18 protein-coding genes and 1 pseudogene are annotated in these 19,603 nt (G+C 61.7%); 8 read left to right on the forward strand and 11 right to left on the reverse strand.

What is annotated here, in order from left to right; all coding sequences use genetic code 11:
- Window positions 1–243: 243 nt before the first annotated feature.
- From ACV8MC_RS22655 to ACV8MC_RS22670, 4 genes are read right to left on the reverse strand one after another with little or no spacing between them, the layout of a single operon-like run.
- On the reverse strand, window positions 244–1,206 hold the full coding sequence (locus tag ACV8MC_RS22655) for a sensor domain-containing diguanylate cyclase (protein ID WP_095179571.1): 963 nt from the start codon (window positions 1,204–1,206) through the stop codon (window positions 244–246).
- A gap of 54 nt (window positions 1,207–1,260) precedes the next feature.
- The gene (locus ACV8MC_RS22660; protein WP_056784654.1) at window positions 1,261–1,839 is read right to left on the reverse strand and encodes a hypothetical protein; all 579 of its coding nucleotides are present in this window, start codon (window positions 1,837–1,839) and stop codon (window positions 1,261–1,263) included.
- Window position 1,840: 1 nt separating this feature from the next.
- Entirely contained in the window at window positions 1,841–4,003 is a 2,163-nt protein-coding gene (locus ACV8MC_RS22665) for a molybdopterin cofactor-binding domain-containing protein (RefSeq protein WP_457263554.1), read from the reverse strand.
- A gap of 22 nt (window positions 4,004–4,025) precedes the next feature.
- Window positions 4,026–4,481 carry a (2Fe-2S)-binding protein gene (locus ACV8MC_RS22670; RefSeq protein WP_041478642.1) on the reverse strand — a complete coding sequence of 152 codons (456 nt, stop codon included), beginning with the start codon at window positions 4,479–4,481 and terminating at the stop codon, window positions 4,026–4,028.
- Between the two features lie 247 nt (window positions 4,482–4,728).
- Here ACV8MC_RS22670 and ACV8MC_RS22675 point away from each other — a divergent pair, with 247 nt between their 5' ends.
- Entirely contained in the window at window positions 4,729–5,559 is an 831-nt protein-coding gene (locus tag ACV8MC_RS22675; protein WP_150635694.1) for an alpha/beta fold hydrolase, read from the forward strand.
- 1,043 nt (window positions 5,560–6,602) lie between these two features.
- On the opposite strand, the pseudogene ACV8MC_RS22680 reads toward ACV8MC_RS22675, so the two are convergent.
- Window positions 6,603–6,803 (reverse strand): annotated as a pseudogene (locus ACV8MC_RS22680) (GFA family protein); the annotation flags it as partial.
- A gap of 162 nt (window positions 6,804–6,965) precedes the next feature.
- Between ACV8MC_RS22680 and ACV8MC_RS22685 the strand changes: the two are divergent.
- Window positions 6,966–7,799, forward strand: coding sequence for a helix-turn-helix domain-containing protein (locus ACV8MC_RS22685; protein WP_457263556.1), 834 nt, complete (start codon window positions 6,966–6,968; stop codon window positions 7,797–7,799).
- Window positions 7,800–7,942: 143 nt separating this feature from the next.
- Here ACV8MC_RS22685 and ACV8MC_RS22690 read toward each other — a convergent pair whose 3' ends face one another.
- From ACV8MC_RS22690 to ACV8MC_RS22705, 4 genes are all read right to left on the reverse strand, one after another.
- Complete coding sequence (locus tag ACV8MC_RS22690; RefSeq protein WP_122750638.1) at window positions 7,943–8,530, reverse strand: LysE family translocator; 588 nt, start codon at window positions 8,528–8,530, stop codon at window positions 7,943–7,945.
- A 301-nt stretch (window positions 8,531–8,831) separates the two neighbouring features.
- On the reverse strand, window positions 8,832–11,069 hold the full coding sequence (locus ACV8MC_RS22695) for an ATP-binding protein (protein WP_315435683.1): 2,238 nt from the start codon (window positions 11,067–11,069) through the stop codon (window positions 8,832–8,834).
- A complete protein-coding gene (locus tag ACV8MC_RS22700; RefSeq protein WP_041478637.1) occupies window positions 11,066–11,671 on the reverse strand; it encodes a biliverdin-producing heme oxygenase in 606 nt (201 codons plus the stop codon). Before ACV8MC_RS22700 ends, ACV8MC_RS22695 begins: the two co-directional genes overlap by 4 nt.
- A gap of 194 nt (window positions 11,672–11,865) precedes the next feature.
- On the reverse strand, window positions 11,866–12,141 hold the full coding sequence (locus tag ACV8MC_RS22705; protein WP_457263559.1) for a hypothetical protein: 276 nt from the start codon (window positions 12,139–12,141) through the stop codon (window positions 11,866–11,868).
- 161 nt (window positions 12,142–12,302) lie between these two features.
- Here ACV8MC_RS22705 and ACV8MC_RS22710 point away from each other — a divergent pair, with 161 nt between their 5' ends.
- Entirely contained in the window at window positions 12,303–13,421 is a 1,119-nt protein-coding gene (locus tag ACV8MC_RS22710; protein ID WP_457263560.1) for a carboxylate-amine ligase, read from the forward strand.
- Here the strand turns inward: ACV8MC_RS22710 and ACV8MC_RS22715 are convergent.
- Window positions 13,403–13,834, reverse strand: coding sequence for a VOC family protein (locus ACV8MC_RS22715; RefSeq protein ID WP_243243298.1), 432 nt, complete (start codon window positions 13,832–13,834; stop codon window positions 13,403–13,405). The genes ACV8MC_RS22710 and ACV8MC_RS22715 overlap by 19 nt on opposite strands.
- Before the next feature lie 109 nt (window positions 13,835–13,943).
- Here ACV8MC_RS22715 and ACV8MC_RS22720 point away from each other — a divergent pair, with 109 nt between their 5' ends.
- Window positions 13,944–15,026, forward strand: a complete 1,083-nt coding sequence (locus ACV8MC_RS22720) for a bifunctional transcriptional activator/DNA repair enzyme AdaA (protein WP_076567500.1) — start codon at window positions 13,944–13,946, stop codon at window positions 15,024–15,026.
- Window positions 15,027–15,084: 58 nt separating this feature from the next.
- Complete coding sequence (locus ACV8MC_RS22725) at window positions 15,085–15,702, forward strand: DNA-3-methyladenine glycosylase family protein (RefSeq protein WP_457263563.1); 618 nt, start codon at window positions 15,085–15,087, stop codon at window positions 15,700–15,702.
- Window positions 15,703–15,746: 44 nt separating this feature from the next.
- On the opposite strand, the gene ACV8MC_RS22730 is transcribed toward ACV8MC_RS22725, so the two are convergent.
- A complete protein-coding gene (locus tag ACV8MC_RS22730; RefSeq protein WP_150742752.1) occupies window positions 15,747–16,682 on the reverse strand; it encodes a LysR family transcriptional regulator in 936 nt (311 codons plus the stop codon).
- 296 nt (window positions 16,683–16,978) lie between these two features.
- On the opposite strand from ACV8MC_RS22730, the gene ACV8MC_RS22735 reads away from it, so the two are divergent.
- Genes ACV8MC_RS22735 through ACV8MC_RS22745 form a run of 3 tightly spaced genes read left to right on the forward strand, consistent with a single transcriptional unit; the run spans window position 16,979 to window position 19,560 of the window.
- A complete protein-coding gene (locus ACV8MC_RS22735; protein ID WP_016774135.1) occupies window positions 16,979–17,677 on the forward strand; it encodes a CoA transferase subunit A in 699 nt (232 codons plus the stop codon).
- Window positions 17,678–17,701: 24 nt separating this feature from the next.
- On the forward strand, window positions 17,702–18,367 hold the full coding sequence (locus ACV8MC_RS22740) for a CoA transferase subunit B (protein WP_150742753.1): 666 nt from the start codon (window positions 17,702–17,704) through the stop codon (window positions 18,365–18,367).
- 11 nt (window positions 18,368–18,378) lie between these two features.
- On the forward strand, window positions 18,379–19,560 hold the full coding sequence (locus ACV8MC_RS22745; RefSeq protein ID WP_252883555.1) for an acetyl-CoA C-acetyltransferase: 1,182 nt from the start codon (window positions 18,379–18,381) through the stop codon (window positions 19,558–19,560).
- Window positions 19,561–19,603 lie beyond the last annotated feature (43 nt).

Here is a 19,603-nt window from a genome sequence, read left to right on the forward strand (position 1 = left end):
CGACTGACGCCTTCGCGAGCCGGCTCGCTCCCACAGAGATGGTGCTGAACTGAAAAATCCTCCGCGCCATCGAGACCTGTGGGAGCGAGCCTGCTCGCGAAGACATTCGATCAGCCAGCATCAAATTGCCTGACCCACCGCCATCGCGGGCAAGCCCGCTCCCACAGGAATTCAAGGTGAACCCACACCTCATTAACGTCACTGGACTCTGTGGGAGCTGGCTCGCCAGCGATGGTGCCGTTACTAACAGCCTTTCAGAGCTTGCTTGTGCGCATACATCGCGCCATCCGCATCGGCGAGCAAGCGATCAACGGTTTCGTGGCGTTTGGGGTCGTATTCGATCTGGCCGACGCTGAAACGAATCGCATAACCGCGGTGCAGCGTGGCGTTGCGCTCTTCGAGGATTTCCTTGAGCCGCGCCATGATCCGCGTGGTTTCAACGTGGCTCGAGCCGGTCAGCAACGCGACGAACTCATCACCGCCCAAGCGCCCCACCACATCGCTCTCGCGAAAGGCAATGCGCAACACATCGGCGAAGGTCTTCAGCGCACTGTCGCCTTCGGCATGCCCGTACAGATCGTTGATCTGCTTGAAGTCGTTGAGATCGAAAAACAACAGCGTCGCCGGTCGGTTCAAACGTGCGCAGGCATCCAGCGCATGCTGGGCCAGTTGCTTGAAACCACGGCGATTGGACAGCAGCGTCAGTTCATCCATGCTTGCCATCTGCACCGCCGTCAGCTCTTGCTCGGCCATCTCCGCGAGGTCGCGCAACAAGGCTCGCTCTTCGTCGTCGAGATGGCGGGGTTTGGTATCGATCAGGCACAAGGTGCCCATTTTGTTACCGTCCGGTACGGTCAGCGGATAACCGGCGTAAAAGCGAATATTCGGTGCGCCGGTGACCAACGGGTTGTCATGAAAGCGCAAATCTTCCAGCGCATCGGGCACCAGCATCAGCTCGTTTTGCAAAATCGCATGGCCGCAGAACGAGACATCGCGGGACGTCTCGCTGACATCCAGACCCACACAGGACTTGAACCACTGGCGATCCTTGTCGACCAGCGTGACCAAGGCGATCGGCACGTTGAACAGGCGCTTGGCCAGGCGTGTCAGACGATCAAAGCGCTCCTCCGGCGCCGAGTCGAGGTTGAGGCCGTGCAAGGCGTCGATTCGTGCAGCTTCATTGGCAGGTTTTCCGGGCACCAGCATGCGCACACTCCGTAGACAGTCATGCGTTCAGCGTAGCGCTTAATTGTCGGGGCATCACATTTGCGCCACCGGACAAGGCCCGCCGGCATCGGCCCAGAGCTTGAACTGCGCGACGAAAATATCGTGCGGCACCGGCACCGGTGCGCGCCCTGCCCCGGGATTCCAGCCCCAGAGCACCAGTTTGTCTTCGCTGACGTGTTTTAACAGTGCGGCAAAATCCCGATCGCCGTTGCTCGCGCGGTCCTTGATCATCGCGCAGAGCTTGTCCGAGGGCAGGCCGATCCAGGCCATTTTGTGTGCCGCTGGCGGCAGGCTCCAGTGCGGCGCACCCGGCGGCGCATGGGGGCCATAACTGGCCGGCGGATTGCTTTCAGCGTGACAGGTGGCGCAGGGCAAACCGGCGGCGCCCTTGCCATCCATGCCGCGCACTACATTCATCGCGTGAGGGATGCCAGCGTCGAACTGCAACGGCGAATCGCCGGGGATGTGGCAGTTCTGGCAGCGCGGGCTCTGGAACACTTTCTGCACCGTGGCGAAGGCTTTCAACGCCTGCTGATCCTCGGCAAACAGGTCCGAGGCATAGCCACCAAGACCGAGCAACACGACGGTGCCCAACACAAGATGTCGTTTCATCTCACACCCCCGACAATTGCAGTGGCAGTTCGCGCAGGCGTTGCCCGGTCAAGGCGAACACTGCGTTGGCCACCGCCGGCGCGGTCGGTGGCACGCCGGGCTCGCCGATGCCGCCGGGTTTTTCGCTGCTGGGGACGATGTGCACTTCCACCGCCGGCATTTCGTTGAGCCGCAGCACTTGATAATCGTGATAGTTGGACTGCACGACGCCGCCATCCTTGACGGTGAGCTTGCTGTGCAGGGCCATGCCGAGGCCGAAAGTGATGCACGATTCCATCTGCGCGGCGATGCTCTGCGGGTTTACCGCAATGCCGCAGTCCACGGCGCAGACCACCCGATGCACGCGGATCGCCAGATTGTCCTGCGACACCTCCGCCACTTGCGCCACGTAGCTGCCGAACGACTCGTGCACCGCCACGCCGAGGGCATGGCCGTCCGGCAACGGTGCGCCCCAGTTGGCCTTCTCCACCGCCAGATTGAGCACGCCGAGGTGGCGCGGGTGCGCCTTGAGCAGCGTTCGTCGGTACTCCACCGGATCCTTGCCCGCCGCCGTCGCCAGTTCATCGATCAGCGATTCCATGACAAAACCCGTGTGGGTGTGGCCCACCGAACGCAGCCACAACACATTGATGCCGGTCTGCGGCGAATGCAGGTCGACCTGATGATGAGGCAGATCCTTGATGTACGGACTGTCGGCCACGCCCTCGACCGAGGTGGCATCGATGCCGTTCTTGACCATCGCTGCCTCGAGCATCGTCCCGGCCATGATCGACTGGCCGACCAGCACATGCTGCCAGCTCATCGGCAAACCATCAGCGCCCAGCCCGACCTTCGCCTTGTGCAGGTACATCGAGCGGTAGTAGCCGCCGCGAATGTCGTCCTCGCGCGCCCACACGGTTTTCACCGGCAGGTCCGCCGCTTTCGCCACTTGCACCGCTTCGGCGACGAAATCCGAAGTCGGATTGGCACGGCGACCGAAGCCACCACCAAGAAATTCCGTATGAATTTCGACCTGCTCGGGCTTGAGCCCGGTGATCTTGCTGGCGACCATTTGGTCGAGGGTCTGAAACTGCGTGCCAGTCCAGATTTCGCATTTGCCGGCGCTGATTTTCACCGTGCAATTGAGCGGTTCCATCGGCGCGTGGGCCAGGTAAGGCACGCTGTATTCGACCTCGATTTTCTTCGCGGCTTTGCCGAAATTGGCCTTGGCGTCCCCCGCCTGAGTGGCGGAAGTACCCGGCGTCGCCGCCAGTTTGCGGAAACTCTCCAGCAGCTTTTCACTGCTCATGCCGGCCAACGGCCCCAGGGCCCAATCGACCTTCAGCGCATCACGGCCCAACTTCGCCGCCCAGAAATGCTCGGCCACCACCGCCACGCCGCTGGGCACCTGCACAACCTTGTGTACGCCGGGAATGGCCAGCGCTGCGGCGCCTTCGAAGGTTTTCACCGTGGCGCCAAACACCGGCGCGCGGGCGACCATCGCGGTCATCAGGCCTTCGAACTGCACGTCCATGCCGAATCTGGCGCGGCCGGTGATCTTCTCCGGGGTGTCGAGACGCTTGGTCGGTTTGCCGATGACTTTCCAGTCCTTGGCTTCCTTGAAAGTGATGGTCTTCGGGTCCGGCACCGGCAGTTGCCCGGCGGCATCGGCCAGTTCGCCGTAGGTCGCGCGTTGGTCCCCGGCGATGACCACGCCGGACTCCGTGCGAATCGTCGACGGCGCGACGTCGAAGCGTTTCGCAGCCGCTTCCACGAGCATCTGCCGCGCCGTCGCCCCGGCCAGTCGATAGCGGTCGAATTCCATCCAGGTCGAAGTCGAACCTCCGGTGATCTGCATGCCGCCAAAAGCCGGCAAGCCGTAATCCGCCGCCGAGGCTGGCGAGTGCTCGACGCGGATTTTCGACCAGTCGGCGTCCAGTTCCTCGGCAATCAGCATGGTCAGGCCGGTCCAGATGCCCTGGCCCATTTCCGAATGGCCGAGCAGCACGGTGACGCTGTTGTCCGCCGCGATGCGCAGAAACGCGTTGGGTGCGAAGGTCTTGTTCTGATTTTCTGCCGCCCGGGCAAAGCGGTTGGCCCCGGGCACCACAAACGCCACCATCAGGCCGCCGCTTAACAGTGCGCTGCCCTTGAGAAACCCGCGACGCGATACAGGACTGTTCATCGTTCCTCTCCCAGAGAATGAATCAGCCGATTTCGGCGGCGCGTTTGACCGCAGCGCGAATGCGCGGATAGGTGCCGCAGCGGCAGATATTGCCGGAGAGCGCCTGATCGATATCGCTGTCGGTGGGCTTGGGAATTTTCGCCAGCAATGCGGCGGCGGACATGATCTGCCCGGACTGGCAATAACCGCACTGCACCACGTCCAGCTCGGCCCAGGCCTGCTGCACCGGGTGCGAGCCATCGGTGGACAAGCCCTCGATGGTGAGGATTTTCTGCCCATGGGCGACGGCAGTCGCCGGGGTAATGCAGGAGCGTAAGGGCGCGCCGTCGACGTGCACGGTGCAGGCGCCGCACTGGGCCATGCCGCAGCCGAACTTGGTCCCGGTCAGGTGCGCGATATCGCGCAGAACCCAGAGCAGCGGCATGTCGGCGGGGACATCGAGCTCTTGGTCCTTGCCATTGATATTCAGGGTCAGCATCGGGTGATTTCCTCAGACTCACGTATTGCAAAGGGGCGTCGCTGTGGTCGCAAAAACCTACGGACGCCCGCGCTTATCCCTTTCAGCAAAGCCTAATTTGCGCAGCAAGCCACACGTTGTGACCAGCGGTCATGCAGACCCCGGCATTGCTCCTACAGTTGATAACGGCTCGCACTGAGTCGTCGTATCTCTGCGCAACCGGCCCGCGAACCTCGCGGTTGTCCATCACAGGTCAGGAGTAACGAATATGGGCTTTGTCACCACTCGAGACGGCGTCGACATCTTCTACAAGGACTGGGGGCCGCGCGACGCGCCGGTGATCCACTTCCACCACGGCTGGCCGCTCAGCTCGGATGACTGGGACGCGCAGATGCTGTTTTTCCTGGCACAGGGCTTTCGGGTGATTGCTCATGATCGACGCGGGCATGGCCGCTCGAGCCAGGTCTGGGACGGCCACGACATGGATCACTACGCCGACGATGTGCTGGCAGTGGTTAATCATCTGGGTACGCGCGACGTTGTCCACGTCGGCCATTCCACCGGCGGCGGCGAAGTGATCCATTACATCGCCCGGCATGGTCAGGACAAGGTCAGCAAAGCGGTGTTGATCAGCGCCGTGCCACCGTTGATGGTGCAGACCGAAAGCAACCCGGGCGGTTTGCCGAAATCGGTGTTCGATGGCTTTCAGGCGCAGTTGGCGGCGAATCGCGCGCAGTTCTATCGCGATGTGCCGAGCGGACCTTTCTACGGCTACAACCGCCCGGGCGCCGAGTCGGCGGAAGGGATCATCGCCAACTGGTGGCGCCAGGGCATGATCGGCGGGGCCAAGGCGCATTACGACGGCATCATCGCCTTCTCGCAGACCGACTTCACCGAAGACCTGAAAAAAGTCACCGTGCCGGTGTTGGTGATGCACGGCGAGGATGACCAGATCGTGCCTTACGCCAACTCCGCACCGTTATCGGCGAAACTGCTGCCCAACGGCACACTGAAGTCGTACCCGGGATTTCCGCATGGCATGCCGACGACGCAAGCGGAAACCATCAATGCGGATTTGTTGGCGTTTATTCGCGGGTAACCGCCTCAATCAGGCTTACTGCAATTGGCAAACACTGATCCCCTGTGGGAGCGGGCTTGCCCGCGAGGCGTCTCTCCAGTCCAATTATCTGCGAATGACACTCCGCTTTCGCGAGCAGGCTCGCTCCCACAGTTGGGATTGGGTATATCCGTCAGAGACTGGTCGGCTACAAGGCCGCCATCGCTGGCAAGCCAGCTCCCACAGTTGGAATTGGGTATATCCGCCAGAGACTGGTCGGCTATAAGGCCGCCATCGCTGGCAAGCCAGCTCCCACAGTTGGAATTGGGTATATCCGCCAGAGACTGGTCGGCTATAAGGCCGCCATCGCTGGCAAGCCAGCTCCCACAGTTGGAATTGGGTATATCCGCCAGAGACTGGTCGGCTATAAGGCCGCCATCGCTGGCAAGCCAGCTCCCACAGTTGGGATTGGGTATATCCGTCAGAGACTGGTCGGCTGGAAGGCCGCCATCGCTGGCAAGCCAGCTCCCACAGGGATCAGGGTAGATCTGCTGTTCATTCGTATCTTTGAGATAGCTATCGCGAGCAGGCTCACTCCTACAAGAGCAAGAGCAAGAGCAAGAGCAAGAGCAAGAGCAAAAGATCGCAGCCTTCGGCAGCTCCTACAGTCTCCGCGTTCGCCTTAGGTCGAGTGTCAGCTCGCCTGCTTTTGATCTTGATCCACCGGCGACGTCGGAAGGCTGAGCGGAGGGATTGATCCGGGCGTGGGAGCGCAGCGACCGTCTGGCGCAGCCAGACTCAGCGGAAGGAGGTGCAGCGAAGCAAACCGGAGCCGCTGCGCCCGGATCAGTCCCGGAGCGAAGGAACCCGAGCCTGCGAGGGCCGAACGCAGGAGCAAGCCTTTTTGGTTACTTTTTCGGCGTTTGGAAAAAGTGACCCGCCGTAAGGGCGGAACCATAAGCAGCCGTTACCGCAGCAACGGATATGTACCCACTCAAAAACACCCCCACCGCCTGACAACAAGCCTTCGCGAGCAGACTCGCCCCCACAGAAATCGCAAGCGTGCTGAAGGCTGAATCAATCCCCTACCCCTCTGCCCGCCCTTCGCCTTCACGATCACCACGGTAATGCCTGGCCAGCGGAAAATCCGGCAGCCACGATTCACGCCGCACAATCCAGCTCTCATAGGTCGGCTTCAACTGATCCGGCGCATCCCGCGCACCGAGGTTCACCTCGACCTCATCAACACTGCGGTTGAACACCGACGAACCACAGCGCGGGCAGAAATCTCCATCGCGCCCGTGGTGTCACGCCCCCCAGAGCCTATAACAGCCGGCGCTGCAATGCAGGCGCGTTTCAGATGAAAAAGCTCGATGTCACTGCGCTGCAACGGGCATTCGCCGGCCAGAGCTAATACACTCAGACGCTGACCTGCCGGGACGATCACGATGAAACACCCCACAGCGAAAAACCCCGAGAAAGCCCCGCGCTTCTGGCGCGACGACGCCCTGCCCTTCATCGAAGCGCGGGCCATCGCGGATGGGCGTGAAGTCTGTTATGCGCGGCATTCCCATGCGCACTTTTCCATAGGCGCAATCACCGCCGGGCGCAGTACCTATGTGCATGAGCAGGCGCAATTTGAGGTGGCGGCCGGCACCGTGGTGCTGATGAATCCCGGCGATGTACACGCCTGCAATCCGATCGATGATCAGCCTTGGTCGTACGTGATGTTGTATGTCGAAACGCCGTGGCTGACGGATTTTCAGCATCAATTGGGGTTTGCCGGGGAGCTGGAATTCCGGCGATTTTCCGACACGCATCTGGCTGATGCCGAGCTGTTCGGCAAATTGATGGGGTTGTATGAGGTTTTGCTCGACGACCAAATGGAGGCGCTGGCGAAACACAGCGCGGCGGTAGAGTTTTTCAGTGATTTGCAGGTCCGCCTCAATCCGGCGGATGAGCCCGTCGATGAGCCGAATTTCAAGCTGGAACGCGCCGCTGATTTCATCCGGGGACATTGCACCGAAGTGCTCAGCCTCGAGGCGATTTGCGCGGCGGCGCAGCTGTCGCCGTCATACCTGATTCGCGCGTTCAAGCAGCGCTACGGGATGACGCCCCATGCCTTCCTGGTCAACCAGCGCATCCAGTTCGCCCGCGAGCGCTTGCGCAGCGGCCAGTTGATTGCCGATGTCGCGCTCCAGGCCGGGTTTGCCGATCAGGCGCATTTTCAGCGAGCGTTCAAACAACATCTGGCGGCAACGCCGGGGCAGTATCGCGGCTGACTTCATACTCAAAGTTGAACACTGCCCCCCTTGTGGGAGCGAGCCTGCTCGCGAAGGCGGTGTGTCATTCAACACTTCACTGACTGATCCACCGCATTCGCGAGCAGGCTCGCTCCCACAAGGGGTTGTGGTGGGCCTGTCAATCAAGTGAACAGCAAATAAAGCGCACTCACCGCCAGCAACAACGCCATCAACCGATTGAACCAGCGCATCCCTGCCGCATTGCTCAGATACCCGCGCAAGAACGTCCCGGCATACGCCCAGCAGCCCACCGACAGATAGCAGATCACCAGATACACCGCCGCAAACTGCCAGACCAGCCGCGCCTCGCCGTCGGCGACAAACGCGCCCATGCCGGCGACGCATGCCAGCCAGGCCTTGGGGTTGAGCCATTGCATCACCGCGCCATAGAGCATCGACGGCGCACGGCCGGACTCGCTGGTGTTCAGTTGGCCGTCATCGCTGGCCAGTTTCCAGGCCATGAACAACAGGAACGCCACCCCGGCCCATTGCACCACGCGGGTCATGAACGGCCACAACTGCAAGACCTCATGCAGGCCCAGGCCCATCAGCACCAGCAACAGCACAAACCCCAACGTCGCCCCGGCCACGTGCCGTTGGCTGGCGCGGAAACCGTACTGCGCGCCGGAACTCAAGGCGACGATATTGACCGGCCCGGGGGTGATGGATGCGGCGAGGGCAAACGCCGCCATGGAAAGAATCAGACTCATTGCACACCTGCTTCAATCGAGGAACGAGGTGGCTACGGTAGCGAGCGGGGGATTTGCGGTATTGAAGAAAATGACCCTGAGGCTGCGAATCTTCTGAGGGAGCGGTGGGTCAGTCGCCCAGTGTTGGCTGAGCTGACGTCTTCGCGAGCAGGCTCGCTCCCACAAGGTTTTGCGTGAGACTCAAATCTCGCCCCCCCCACAAGACCTGTGGGAGCGAGCCTGCTCGCGAAAGCGTTCGGTCAGTCACAACAGACTTGTCAGGACTGACGCCATCGCGAGCAAACTCCCCCTACAGGGGCACTCAGGCCAGGCGCGGCACGGTGAAGCGGAATTCGCTGCCCTGCCCCGGCTCGCTCTCGGCGACGATCTGGCCGCCATGGGCTTCGACGATGCCTTGGGTGATGTACAAACCCAGGCCAGTGCCGGTCGGGTTGCCTTCCTTTATCGTCCAGTAGCGGTCGAACACATGCGGCAAGTGCTCCTTGGGAATGCCTTCACCACTGTCACGCACGATGAACACGATCTCGTCGCCCACCGATTTCGCGTGTACGCCGACGGTGCCCATGCGCGGGGTGAACTTGATGGCGTTGCCCACCAGGTTCGACAGCACCTGAAACAGCCGCTCGGGGTCGGCGTGGATGCGCAGGTCAGGATCGGCCTGGAAGGAAATGCTGATGTCCTTGTCATGGGCCAGCGGCGACAGCAACGCTTGGGCCTCTTCAAAGATGTGCCCGACCTCCAGCGCCTGCGGGGTGATCGAGTAGCGCCCGGCATCGATTTTCGAGGTATCGAGCAGGTCTTCCAGCAGCGTGTTCATCCGCGCCGTGGCCTGCTGCATGGTGTCGATTGCAGTGGAGATACGCCGCGAAGTGTGCGCGCCTTCCGAGCTGAAGGCTTTCTGCATCATGCCGCAGAGCATCGAAATCACCGTCATCGGGTTGCGTAGGTCGTGGGAAACCACCGCCACCAGATCATCGCGCGCCTGCACAGCCGCCTGCTCGCGACGTACCTGACGGGCCAGGTCGTTTTCCAGCGCCGAACGGCGCAGGTCATTGGCGGCGAACCGGTCACCGTGGCTCCACTTGGTGGAGATCCCGGCCATCTCGACCTTCCAGATTTCGAACGAGGTACGCGGACGCAGGCGCATCCCGGCATCGGAGGTTTCCAGATCCAGCGGTTTGCGCGGATCGCCACTCCAGTTGATGTTTTCCTTCACTTCCGGACGGAACCACAGCACACCGTTGTCCACCGGTTTGGGCAGGCTCATGGCGAGCACACCGCTGGCCACAGACTGATACTGCGCCGCCGGCGGGTAAACGCTGGACAGGTGATGGCTGGCGAACACCGGCTCGCCGCGCGCCTGCAACCACTTGTGCAGCGCGCGAATTTCTTCCGGCGCCGGGCAGTTGCCGTAACGGTGCAACTGCTTGTCTTCGATGATCGCGATGCCGCCGGCATTGACCAGCGCCATCAGCGTCGCTGGCTGCTGGGCGAGGCCGTCGAAAACATTTTGCGGCGAATCGACCATCGCCTGATTGAGCCGCGCCAGCGCTTCGACCTTCTCTTCGCGCTGGCGGGTCAGCTCAAGGGTTTCCATGGCACTGATCTGCAATGACAGGACCTGGCCGATGGTCTGGCAAGCCATGCGCAATTCATGCGGCACGTGCAGCGGCTGGCGATTGCCGCAGCTGATCAGGCCCCAGAGCTTGTCGCCCTTGAGCAGGGAAATGCTCATCGACGACAGCACGCCCATGTTCTTCATGTACTGGCAATGAATCGGCGAGACGCTGCGCAGCGTGGCGAAACTGAGGTCCAGCGGCGTTTGCGTGTCCGGGCGCAGCTTCGGCACCAGTGGCACTGGCTGATAATCGGCGTTGGGGATGATCCGCAGCCAATTGGTGCGATACAGCTCGCGGGCCTGCTCGGGAATGTCCGAGGCCGGGAAGAACAGCCCGTTGAACACTTCCATCGACGGATCGGACGCTTCGGCGATGACCTGACCGTGGCCCTCTTCCTCGAAGCGATAGATCAGCACCCGGTCGTAACCGGTCATCGCCTGGATTTCCTTGACGCTGATGTCGTACAGGGCCTGCAGCGTGGTCGCCGCTTGCAGGCGCTGGAGCATGCGGCCCAAGTGAGTGTTGACCCCGGCGACGTTGCGCGGCTGGAAATTCTTCACATGGATTTCCAGCTCGAGAATCAGCACGCCCTGATGGCGGTGCAGCAAACCTTCGAATTCAGTGCCGTTGAGCTCGAATCGCAGCGGCGCCGCCTCGGAAAACGCTGTCTGCTGCAAGGCTTCGAGCACGTGCGCGGTGTGTTCGGCGCCGATCAGGCTGTGCAGCGGCTGGCCGATCAGCGATTCGGGCGCGCGGGCCAGCAGGGCTTCGACGTTGGCGCTGACCTGAATGATCTGCAGCGCAGGTTCGGTCAGAGTCAGCAGCAGACCATGGGGCTGGATCGCGCCGGGAAAACGGATCGGCTCGTCGGCACAGTTGGCCAGCAGTTCTTCAAAGGCTTGTGGGTCTTGCGGGTTCATGCCAGTACCTCCTGGCGCTCGAGCCACTGCTCGAAACAGCTGAATGTGGTTTGTGCTGCGCTGACCACGGCCGCGCGTTCGCTGGCCGCCATGGGCCGGTTGCTCAGGTATTCGATGAACTCACGCCAGCGCCGCCCGGTGGCCGCGCCGTAGACGTCGAGGAAGGCAGCGCCATTGTCGGCGTCCAGATTCAGCCGCGCGGCGATCTCCCGACGCAGGATCTGCCCGCCGAGAGTGGCGCCTTCGAGCACGTACAAAACACCGAGACTGGCGGCGCTGGAGTCGATCACCGGCAAGTCCTCGCACAGCGGCAAATCATTGGTCGTCGCGCCCAGCGCGCGCAGGTCGGCGTGCAAGGTCTCGGCCTTCAAACGAGGCGTCAGATCGAAATCATCCGGGACAGCGCCACTGGCGAGCAACGCCCGTTCCAGCGGCTGATAAAAACCGTAATAGGCCGCCATCAAGCGCTCGAATGCGGGGGTATCGAGGGTATCGGTAAAAAAAGGAAGGCGTTTTTCCAGTGCGATGTGCAGTTCGGCTGTGCCGGCCCGCAGATCTTGCAGCACCGGTGGCACATAAACCTCACGGGCCTTTGCTTGCATGTAGATCGCTCTTGGTGGGACCCGGCAGGGGCCATTCTGGGTGGGCTCGACGTGGGGGGAATTTATCACGCCACGCGGCTTTTTCTGCCTGCCGAAGCGTTTTTTCTGTCGAACTGCGACCCTATGACAGGTTCAGAGTGGCGCCGGATCAGAAAAGTTCGACCGACGCCATTATCCTGCCACTGCTGACCACCTCAATCAGCGCCGTCGTTCTGCACCGATGGATCGCCGTTGGCCGGTACGCTGCTGTCGACAACGGGTTTCGAAGGATTGTTTTTTTCGGCCCCGGGATAACCGGGCAGACCGCGAGTATCGTCCGGCGTCATGACATCTTCGTTGTCACGGCTGACATCCCAGTCGGTGGTGGCGTTAGGGTCTTCATCACGCCCGGCCGTGCCGATGGCGAAGCCGTCGTCGTTGGCATTGACGGTTTGGTTAAGCGCTTTGTCGTTGCTGGATGGGTTGCTCATGTCTGCCTCCAGAACACGTTGATCGGACTTGTTTGGAAACGCCTCGGCCGCTCAAGTGCAATGGACAAGACCAACGGTGCATTCGCGGGGCACTGGTCGCCTGGCGTGAACCACCGCAACGGCGCACGGTTCTCAAGAGAACCACTTGCTCGAGCACCGTCATGAGCCACCCGCGATTCGGCATTGAGGAAGAGTACTTTCTCACTGACCTGCTGAGCCTGCGCATGGTCGGCAGCCCGCCACCACAGGCCATCGAGGCTTGCCGGGCGGCGCTGGGCGTGTGGTTTGCCACAGAGATGTTTCAGGGCCAGATCGAAGTCGCTTCGCCGGTGTTCAGCGACTTTGTGCACGCTGGCGATTTTCTCCGTGGCAGCCGTCAGGCTTTGGGTGCAGCCCTTGAACCGTTTGCTCTGGGCGTGCTCAGCGCCGGCAGTCATCCGCTGGCCGACTGGCGCGAGCAGGTTCCGACCGACGAGGAACATTTCCATCATCTGTTCGAGCGCTACGACCATGTTGCCCGGCGCAGCGTGTTGTCGGGGCTGCATGTGCACGTCGAGGTGATCGAGCCGCTGGATCGCATCGCCGTGATGAACGAAGTCCTGCCGTGGACGCCGCTGCTGTTGGCGCTGAGTTGTTCGTCGCCGATCTGGGATGGCGCCGCCAGCGGTTTCATGAGCTATCGGCAGACCGCGTGTGACGAGTGGCCACGCATGGGCATCCCGCCGCTGTTTGCCGATCAGCGCCATTACGACGAACACTTGGCGTTGCTCATGCGTATCGGCGCGATCAGCCAGCCCGGCGAGTGTTGGTGGGGCGTGCGCCCGGCCGCGCGTTTTCCGACCCTGGAACTGCGCATGACCGACGCCTGCCCTCGGGTCGACGATGCGCTGACCCTGGCGGCGTTTTTCCGGGTATTGGTGGCCCATGCCAGTACACAGCGACGGCCCGGATTGCTGTACGACCAGACCGCGCGTTCGATGCTGGAGGAAAATCGCTGGCGGGCCAAACATCAGGGGATTCATGCGCGCTTTTTGGTCGAAGGCATCGACGGCGACTGTTCGCTCGCGCAATGGCTGGAACTGGCCGAGCAGCGTTTTGCCGAAACGGCACAGGTATTGGGCGCGGCGCAGTTGTTCGAACGTGCCCGGGCGATCATCGACAGCGGCACCAGCGCCGATCGGCAACTGGCGCTGTTCAATCTGGCGTCTGAACAACCGCAAAACGGCCGTTCGGCCCTCGGGCAAGTGGCCGAGCTGCTGCTTCAGGAAACCGCTGGCTGATCGCTCTCGGACGGGCCTTTGAGTTCGACCTGATTGCCGTCCGGGTCGAAACAGTAAAGCGACAAGCCGTAACCCTCGGCGCCAAAACGCCTGGCGGCTTGTTCAACGGTCAGCCCGAAGGATTGCAGGTGAGCGATGAGCGCGGCTTCGTCGAACGGTTCTATGCGCAGACAGAAGTGATCGACGTTGCGCTTGTGCGCATCAGCGGCGCCGCCGCCCTTGCGCCCGAGTTCGCCCGCCAGGTCGACGAGATCGATCATCGACGTACCGGCCCGCAGGTGCACCAGCCCCAGCGGCTGGTTATGCCTGACCACTTCGGCGCCAAACACCCTGGCGTAGAAATCGATGCTGCGCTGCAGGTCGGCGACGCGCAGAACGATGTGATCAATGCGCTGAATGGAAAACGGATGCATGAGTTGGCTTCCTCGAAAGCGGCGACCCGCTCATTGTGCTGCACAAGGGAAAAAATTCACTGTCGATTTTTCGGTGGAGCCATCGACAAAGCGGATTTACTCTCTGGCCATGAACATACCAGCCGCTGCCCTGCCGCCCCACGCCGAAATGGTTCGCGCCATGCTCGAGCGCGACACTGCCTATGAAGGCGTGTTCTTCACCGCCGTGAAAACCACCGGGATCTTTTGCCGTCCCAGTTGCACGGCGCGCAAGCCGAAACCGGAGAACGTCGAATTCTTCGCCCACGCCGACGAATGCCTGTGCGCCGGCTACCGCGCCTGCCTGCGCTGCAAACCGCTGGACGCAGCGGCCATCGCCCCGGACTGGGTGCAGCGCCTGCTCAATGCGGTGGACGCCGATCCCGAACGGCGCTGGAGCGATGCGCAATTGCTCGCCGAGGGCATCGAACCGCTGAAACTGCGACGCTGGTTCAAGCAGCACTTCGGCATGACCTTCCACGCCTGGCTGCGCACACGTCGCCTTGGCATGGCCTTGGGCGGGATCAGGCAAGGCACGTCGATCGATCACGCGGCGTTCGACTCCGGCTACGAGTCGCTCAGCGGTTTTCGCGATGCGTTTCAGAAGTCCTTCCACATCACCCCGGGCCGTGCGGCCAACAGTGAGCCGTTGCTGTTCACCCGCCTGACCACGCCGCTGGGGCCGATGATTGCCATGGCTGAGCGGCGTGGGCTGGTGTTGTTGGAGTTTCTCGATCGACCGGCGCTGACCCGCGAAGTCGAAGCGCTGCAGAACCGTTATGGCTACGCGATTGCACCGGGGCATAACGCCCACTTGCAGCAGATCGAGGTGCAACTGGCGGATTATTTCGCCGGCAAACTCACTCAGTTCAGCGTGCCGCTGCACCTGCCCGGCAGCGCTTTTGCACGCGAGGTGTGGGCGGCGCTGCTGCAAATCCCCTACGGTCACACCAGCACGTACGGCGCCATCGCGGCAGGCTTGGGCAAACCCGGCGCCAGCCGTGCCGTCGGCCTGGCCAACGGGCACAATCGGCTGTCGATCGTGGTCCCGTGCCACCGAGTGATCGGCGCAGACGGCTCGCTGACCGGTTATGGTGGCGGACAACCGCGCAAGGCGTTTCTACTCAGACTGGAAAACGCCGCACTGCAAATGACTCAACAATTGGCTTTTTGAGCCGTGCGATCCAACACGCAAACAGGGATTTCGATGAGTACGTTCGAATCACCGCAACATGGCTGACATGTATGAGATGGCCAGCGCTTTTCTGGCCGCGATAGACGCTGATTGGCTGCGCCATGTCAGCGCCGTCGGGCCATGTCTGCATCAGCCACATCCGGCGCGCGACCCGTATGAATCGCTGGTACGGGCGATTGCCTATCAGCAACTGCACGCCAAGGCCGGCGATGCGATCCTTGGGCGTTTGGTGGAGTTGTTCCCCGGCCAGTCGTTTCCGCATCCGCAGCAGATTCTGGCTACCGAGGTCGAGCGACTGCGTGCTTGTGGTTTTTCGGCGAGCAAGATTGCGACGATTCAAGGGATCGCCCAGGCTTCGCTGGACGGCGTGGTCCCCGACTACCCGACTGCACGGGCGATGGACGATGAAACCCTGATCGAACGCCTGACCAGCCTGCGCGGGGTCGGCCGCTGGACCGTGGAGATGCTGTTGATCTACAGCATCGAACGCATGGACATCCTGCCGGCGGATGATTTTGGCGTGCGTGAGGGATATCGGCGCTTGAAGGGACTGGAGGTGCAGCCGACGCGCAAACAGATGATCGAGATTGGCCAGGCGTGGAAGCCTTATCGGACGGTGGCGGCCTGGTATCTGTGGCGCGTAGCCAAGGGTTAGACCGCGTTATCGTTCTTCGCGAGCAGGCTCGCTCCCACACTGAATCAGCGTTCGGCGCTCTGTTTCCGCGCTCCCAGGGTGAGGGGAAAATCGAACTGGCGCTGCAAATCTTCAGCCTTGAGAATCTCGAACAACGCCTGCGCCGCCGCCGACAGTTCATTGCCCGGCTCGGTCAATACACCAATCGCCCGCTCCGCAGAATCATTCAAGGTCAGGCAATGCGCACCGAGCTCGCGCATTTGCCCCGCGCACAATGCCGGCACCGCGCTGACCCCAAGCCCGCTGGCAACCATTCGGCCAACGGTCGCCAATTGATGACTCTCGAACTCCACCGGCAACTTCATTCCGCGCGCCTGCAAATGCTCTTCCAGCATCACCCGCACCGTTGATGGCCGCTGCAGGGTGATGAACGGTTGCTCCAGCAAGGTCTGCCAATCGATGTCGGCGCGACCGGCCAGCGCTGAATCGGCCGGCACCACGGCGACAAAACGATCGACATACAAAGGCGTGAACGTCATCGATGTGCTCTGCATCGGCGCGAACGCCACGCCGAGTTCAACCTGACGATCGCGGACCATTTCCAGCACTTGCTCGTTGATCACGTCGTTGACCGTCACGTTGACGTTCGGATAACGCGCGCGGAAGCTCTTGAGAATCGGCGGCAGAAGATTGCCGGCAAACGACGGCATCGCCGCCAGCGTCACGCGTCCGCGTTGCAGGCTGAAACGCTGGCGCATCTCGTCTTCGGCGTTGTCCCAGTCGGCGATCAAGCGGCGCGCCAGCGGCAGCAGGGACTCGCCTTCCGGGGTCAGCGCGACATTACGCGTGTTGCGGCTGAACAGACGCCCTCCCAGGCCCTCTTCCAGCGCCTTGATGGTCAGGCTGAGCGCCGATTGCGACAAATGCAGACGCTCGCAGGCCACAGCAAAACTGAGGCTGTGGGCCACGGCGAGAAAGGCCCGGATCTGTTTGATGGTCATGGTCGCTTTGCTCCAGTTGCAAGCTGCAAGCGTCAAGCTGCAAGCCGTGATGCGATGGCCCTGATCGTTCCCACGCTCCTGCGTGGGAATGCAGCCCGTGACGCTCCGCGTCACTGGACGCGGAGCGTCCCTGGAGGCATTCCCGCGCGGAGCGTGGGAACGATCATCGCCGAACGCGTATTGGTGAGATTTATCAATCAATCAACCGGAAAAATCAACTTAACAAATATATCCAGCAGAGAGACACTCCAGTCATTCGGCTAGCCAGCCGCCCGCAAATAATAAAAGAGGTGCCTATGGCAGGTTTCGACAAGCGTGTGTATTCCTACGAGGAAGCGATGGCCGGGCTGGAAGACGGCATGACAGTCATCGCCGGCGGCTTTGGTCTGTGCGGCATTCCGGAAAACCTGATCGCCGAGATCAAGCGCAAGGGCACCCGTGACCTCACCGTGGTTTCCAACAACTGCGGCGTTGATGGTTTCGGCCTTGGCGTGCTGCTCACCGACCGCCAGATCAGCAAAGTCATCGCCTCCTACGTCGGCGAGAACAAACTGTTTGAAGAGCAACTGCTCAAGGGCGAGATCGAAGTCATCCTTACCCCGCAAGGCACCCTCGCCGAGAAGATGCGCGCAGGCGGCGCCGGCATTCCGGCGTTCTTCACCGCCACTGGCGTTGGCACCCCGGTTGCTGAAGGCAAGGAAGTGCGCGAGTTCAAGGGGCGCAAATACCTGATGGAAGAATCCATCACCGGCGATTTCGCCATCGTCAAAGGCTGGAAGGCGGACCATTTCGGTAACGTCGTTTACCGTCACACTGCGCAGAACTTCAATCCGCTGGCCGCGACCGCCGGCAAGATCACCGTGGTCGAAGTCGAAGAAATCGTCGAGCCCGGCGAACTCGACCCGACGCAGATCCACACCCCGGGTATCTACGTCGATCGAGTCATTTGCGGCACGTTCGAAAAACGCATCGAACAGCGCACCATCCGCAAATAATTCAGGCCTACGGAGAACAACAACATGGCACTTACCCGCGAACAAATGGCTCAGCGCGTCGCCCGCGAAATGCAGGACGGCTACTACGTCAACCTCGGCATCGGCATTCCGACCCTGGTCGCCAACTACATCCCCGATGGCATGGAAGTCATGCTGCAATCGGAAAACGGTCTGCTCGGCATGGGTCCGTTCCCGACCGAAGAAACCATCGATGCCGACATGATCAACGCCGGCAAACAAACGGTGACTGCAAGGATCGGCGCGTCGATCTTCAATTCCGCCGAATCCTTCGCGATGATCCGCGGCGGCCATGTCGACCTGACCGTGCTCGGCGCTTTCGAAGTGGATGTGGAAGGCAACATCGCTTCGTGGATGATCCCCGGCAAACTGGTCAAGGGCATGGGCGGCGCGATGGATCTGGTGGCCGGCGCCGACAACATCATTGTCATCATGACCCACGCCTCGAAGGATGGTGAGTCCAAGCTGCTGGCCAAGTGCAGCCTGCCACTGACCGGTGCCGGCTGCATCAAGCGCGTGCTGACCGACCTCGCGTATCTGGAAATCGAAAATGGCGCTTTTGTCCTCAAGGAACGCGCACCTGGCGTCAGTGTTGAGGAAATCGTCGCCAAAACCGCTGGTAAACTGATCGTCCCGGATCACGTACCGGAAATGCAGTTCGCTGCCCAGTGAGGAATTCGCACATGCAAGACGTCGTCATTGTTGCCGCCACGCGTACCGCGATCGGCAGTTTTCAGGGCTCCCTGGCCAATGTATCCGCAGTAGACCTGGGCGCGGCGGTGATCCGCCAGTTGCTCGAGCAGACCGGCCTCGACGGTGCGCAGGTCGATGAAGTGATCATGGGCCAGGTGCTCACCGCTGGCGCCGGGCAGAACCCGGCACGTCAAGCCGCAATCAAGGCTGGCCTGCCCCACGCCGTACCGGCCATGACCCTGAACAAGGTTTGCGGTTCCGGCCTCAAGGCTCTGCACCTGGGCGCGCAAGCGATCCGTTGCGGCGACGCCGAGGTGATCATCGCCGGCGGTCAGGAAAACATGAGCCTGTCCAACTACATCATGCCGGGTGCGCGCACCGGTCTGCGCATGGGCCACGCGCAAATCGTCGACACCATGATCAGCGATGGCCTGTGGGATGCGTTCAACGATTACCACATGGGCATCACTGCCGAGAATCTGGTCGACAAATACCAGATCAGCCGCGAACAGCAGGACGCCTTCGCTGCCGCTTCCCAGCAGAAAGCTGCCGCTGCGATCGAGGCCGGGCGCTTCGTTGATGAAATCACGCCGATCCTGATCCCGCAGCGCAAAGGCGATCCGGTCGCGTTCAAGGTCGACGAGCAGCCACGCGGCGATACCACCGCACAATCTCTGGCGAAACTGCGTCCGGCGTTCAAAAAGGACGGCAGCGTCACCGCAGGCAACGCCTCGTCGCTGAACGACGGTGCCGCCGCCGTGATTCTGATGAGTGCCGAGAAAGCCAAGTCGCTGGGCCTGCCGGTTCTGGCCAGGATTGCCGCCTACGCCAACGCTGGCGTCGATCCGGCGATCATGGGTATCGGCCCGGTATCGGCCACCCGCCGCTGCCTGGACAAGGCCGGCTGGAGCATCGATCAGCTCGACCTGATCGAAGCCAACGAAGCGTTCGCTGCGCAATCGCTGGCCGTGGCCAAAGACCTGCAATGGGATCTGGACAAGGTCAACGTCAACGGCGGCGCCATCGCCCTCGGCCACCCGATCGGCGCATCAGGTTGCCGCGTGCTGGTGACATTGCTGCACGAAATGCTCAAGCGCGATGCGAAAAAAGGTCTGGCGACCTTGTGCATCGGCGGCGGTCAGGGCGTGGCTTTGGCGCTGGAACGCGGCTGATACGGAGTTCTAGGTTGACGGCGGATCCACGACATCCGCTGTT

The sequence above is a fragment of the Pseudomonas sp. PK-RTE-24 genome (genome assembly GCF_054052265.1).

Excerpts from the sequence above, each read along its gene's own strand:
- ACV8MC_RS22745 (WP_252883555.1), top strand. The coding sequence starts at position 18,379 with ATGCAAGACGTCGTCATTGTTGCCGCCACGCGTACCGCGATCGGCAGT.
- ACV8MC_RS22700 (WP_041478637.1), bottom strand. The coding sequence starts at position 11,671 with ATGCAAGCAAAGGCCCGTGAGGTTTATGTGCCACCGGTGCTGCAAGAT.
- ACV8MC_RS22665 (WP_457263554.1), bottom strand. The coding sequence starts at position 4,003 with ATGAACAGTCCTGTATCGCGTCGCGGGTTTCTCAAGGGCAGCGCACTG.
- ACV8MC_RS22660 (WP_056784654.1), bottom strand. The coding sequence starts at position 1,839 with ATGAAACGACATCTTGTGTTGGGCACCGTCGTGTTGCTCGGTCTTGGT.
- ACV8MC_RS22720 (WP_076567500.1), top strand. The coding sequence starts at position 13,944 with ATGAACATACCAGCCGCTGCCCTGCCGCCCCACGCCGAAATGGTTCGC.
- ACV8MC_RS22655 (WP_095179571.1), bottom strand. The coding sequence starts at position 1,206 with ATGCTGGTGCCCGGAAAACCTGCCAATGAAGCTGCACGAATCGACGCC.
- ACV8MC_RS22735 (WP_016774135.1), top strand. The coding sequence starts at position 16,979 with ATGGCAGGTTTCGACAAGCGTGTGTATTCCTACGAGGAAGCGATGGCC.
- ACV8MC_RS22715 (WP_243243298.1), bottom strand. The coding sequence starts at position 13,834 with ATGCATCCGTTTTCCATTCAGCGCATTGATCACATCGTTCTGCGCGTC.
- ACV8MC_RS22725 (WP_457263563.1), top strand. The coding sequence starts at position 15,085 with ATGGCTGACATGTATGAGATGGCCAGCGCTTTTCTGGCCGCGATAGAC.
- ACV8MC_RS22740 (WP_150742753.1), top strand. The coding sequence starts at position 17,702 with ATGGCACTTACCCGCGAACAAATGGCTCAGCGCGTCGCCCGCGAAATG.
- ACV8MC_RS22695 (WP_315435683.1), bottom strand. The coding sequence starts at position 11,069 with ATGAACCCGCAAGACCCACAAGCCTTTGAAGAACTGCTGGCCAACTGT.
- ACV8MC_RS22690 (WP_122750638.1), bottom strand. The coding sequence starts at position 8,530 with ATGAGTCTGATTCTTTCCATGGCGGCGTTTGCCCTCGCCGCATCCATC.
- ACV8MC_RS22670 (WP_041478642.1), bottom strand. The coding sequence starts at position 4,481 with ATGCTGACCCTGAATATCAATGGCAAGGACCAAGAGCTCGATGTCCCC.
- ACV8MC_RS22705 (WP_457263559.1), bottom strand. The coding sequence starts at position 12,141 with ATGAGCAACCCATCCAGCAACGACAAAGCGCTTAACCAAACCGTCAAT.
- ACV8MC_RS22730 (WP_150742752.1), bottom strand. The coding sequence starts at position 16,682 with ATGACCATCAAACAGATCCGGGCCTTTCTCGCCGTGGCCCACAGCCTC.
- ACV8MC_RS22675 (WP_150635694.1), top strand. The coding sequence starts at position 4,729 with ATGGGCTTTGTCACCACTCGAGACGGCGTCGACATCTTCTACAAGGAC.
- ACV8MC_RS22685 (WP_457263556.1), top strand. The coding sequence starts at position 6,966 with ATGAAACACCCCACAGCGAAAAACCCCGAGAAAGCCCCGCGCTTCTGG.
- ACV8MC_RS22710 (WP_457263560.1), top strand. The coding sequence starts at position 12,303 with ATGAGCCACCCGCGATTCGGCATTGAGGAAGAGTACTTTCTCACTGAC.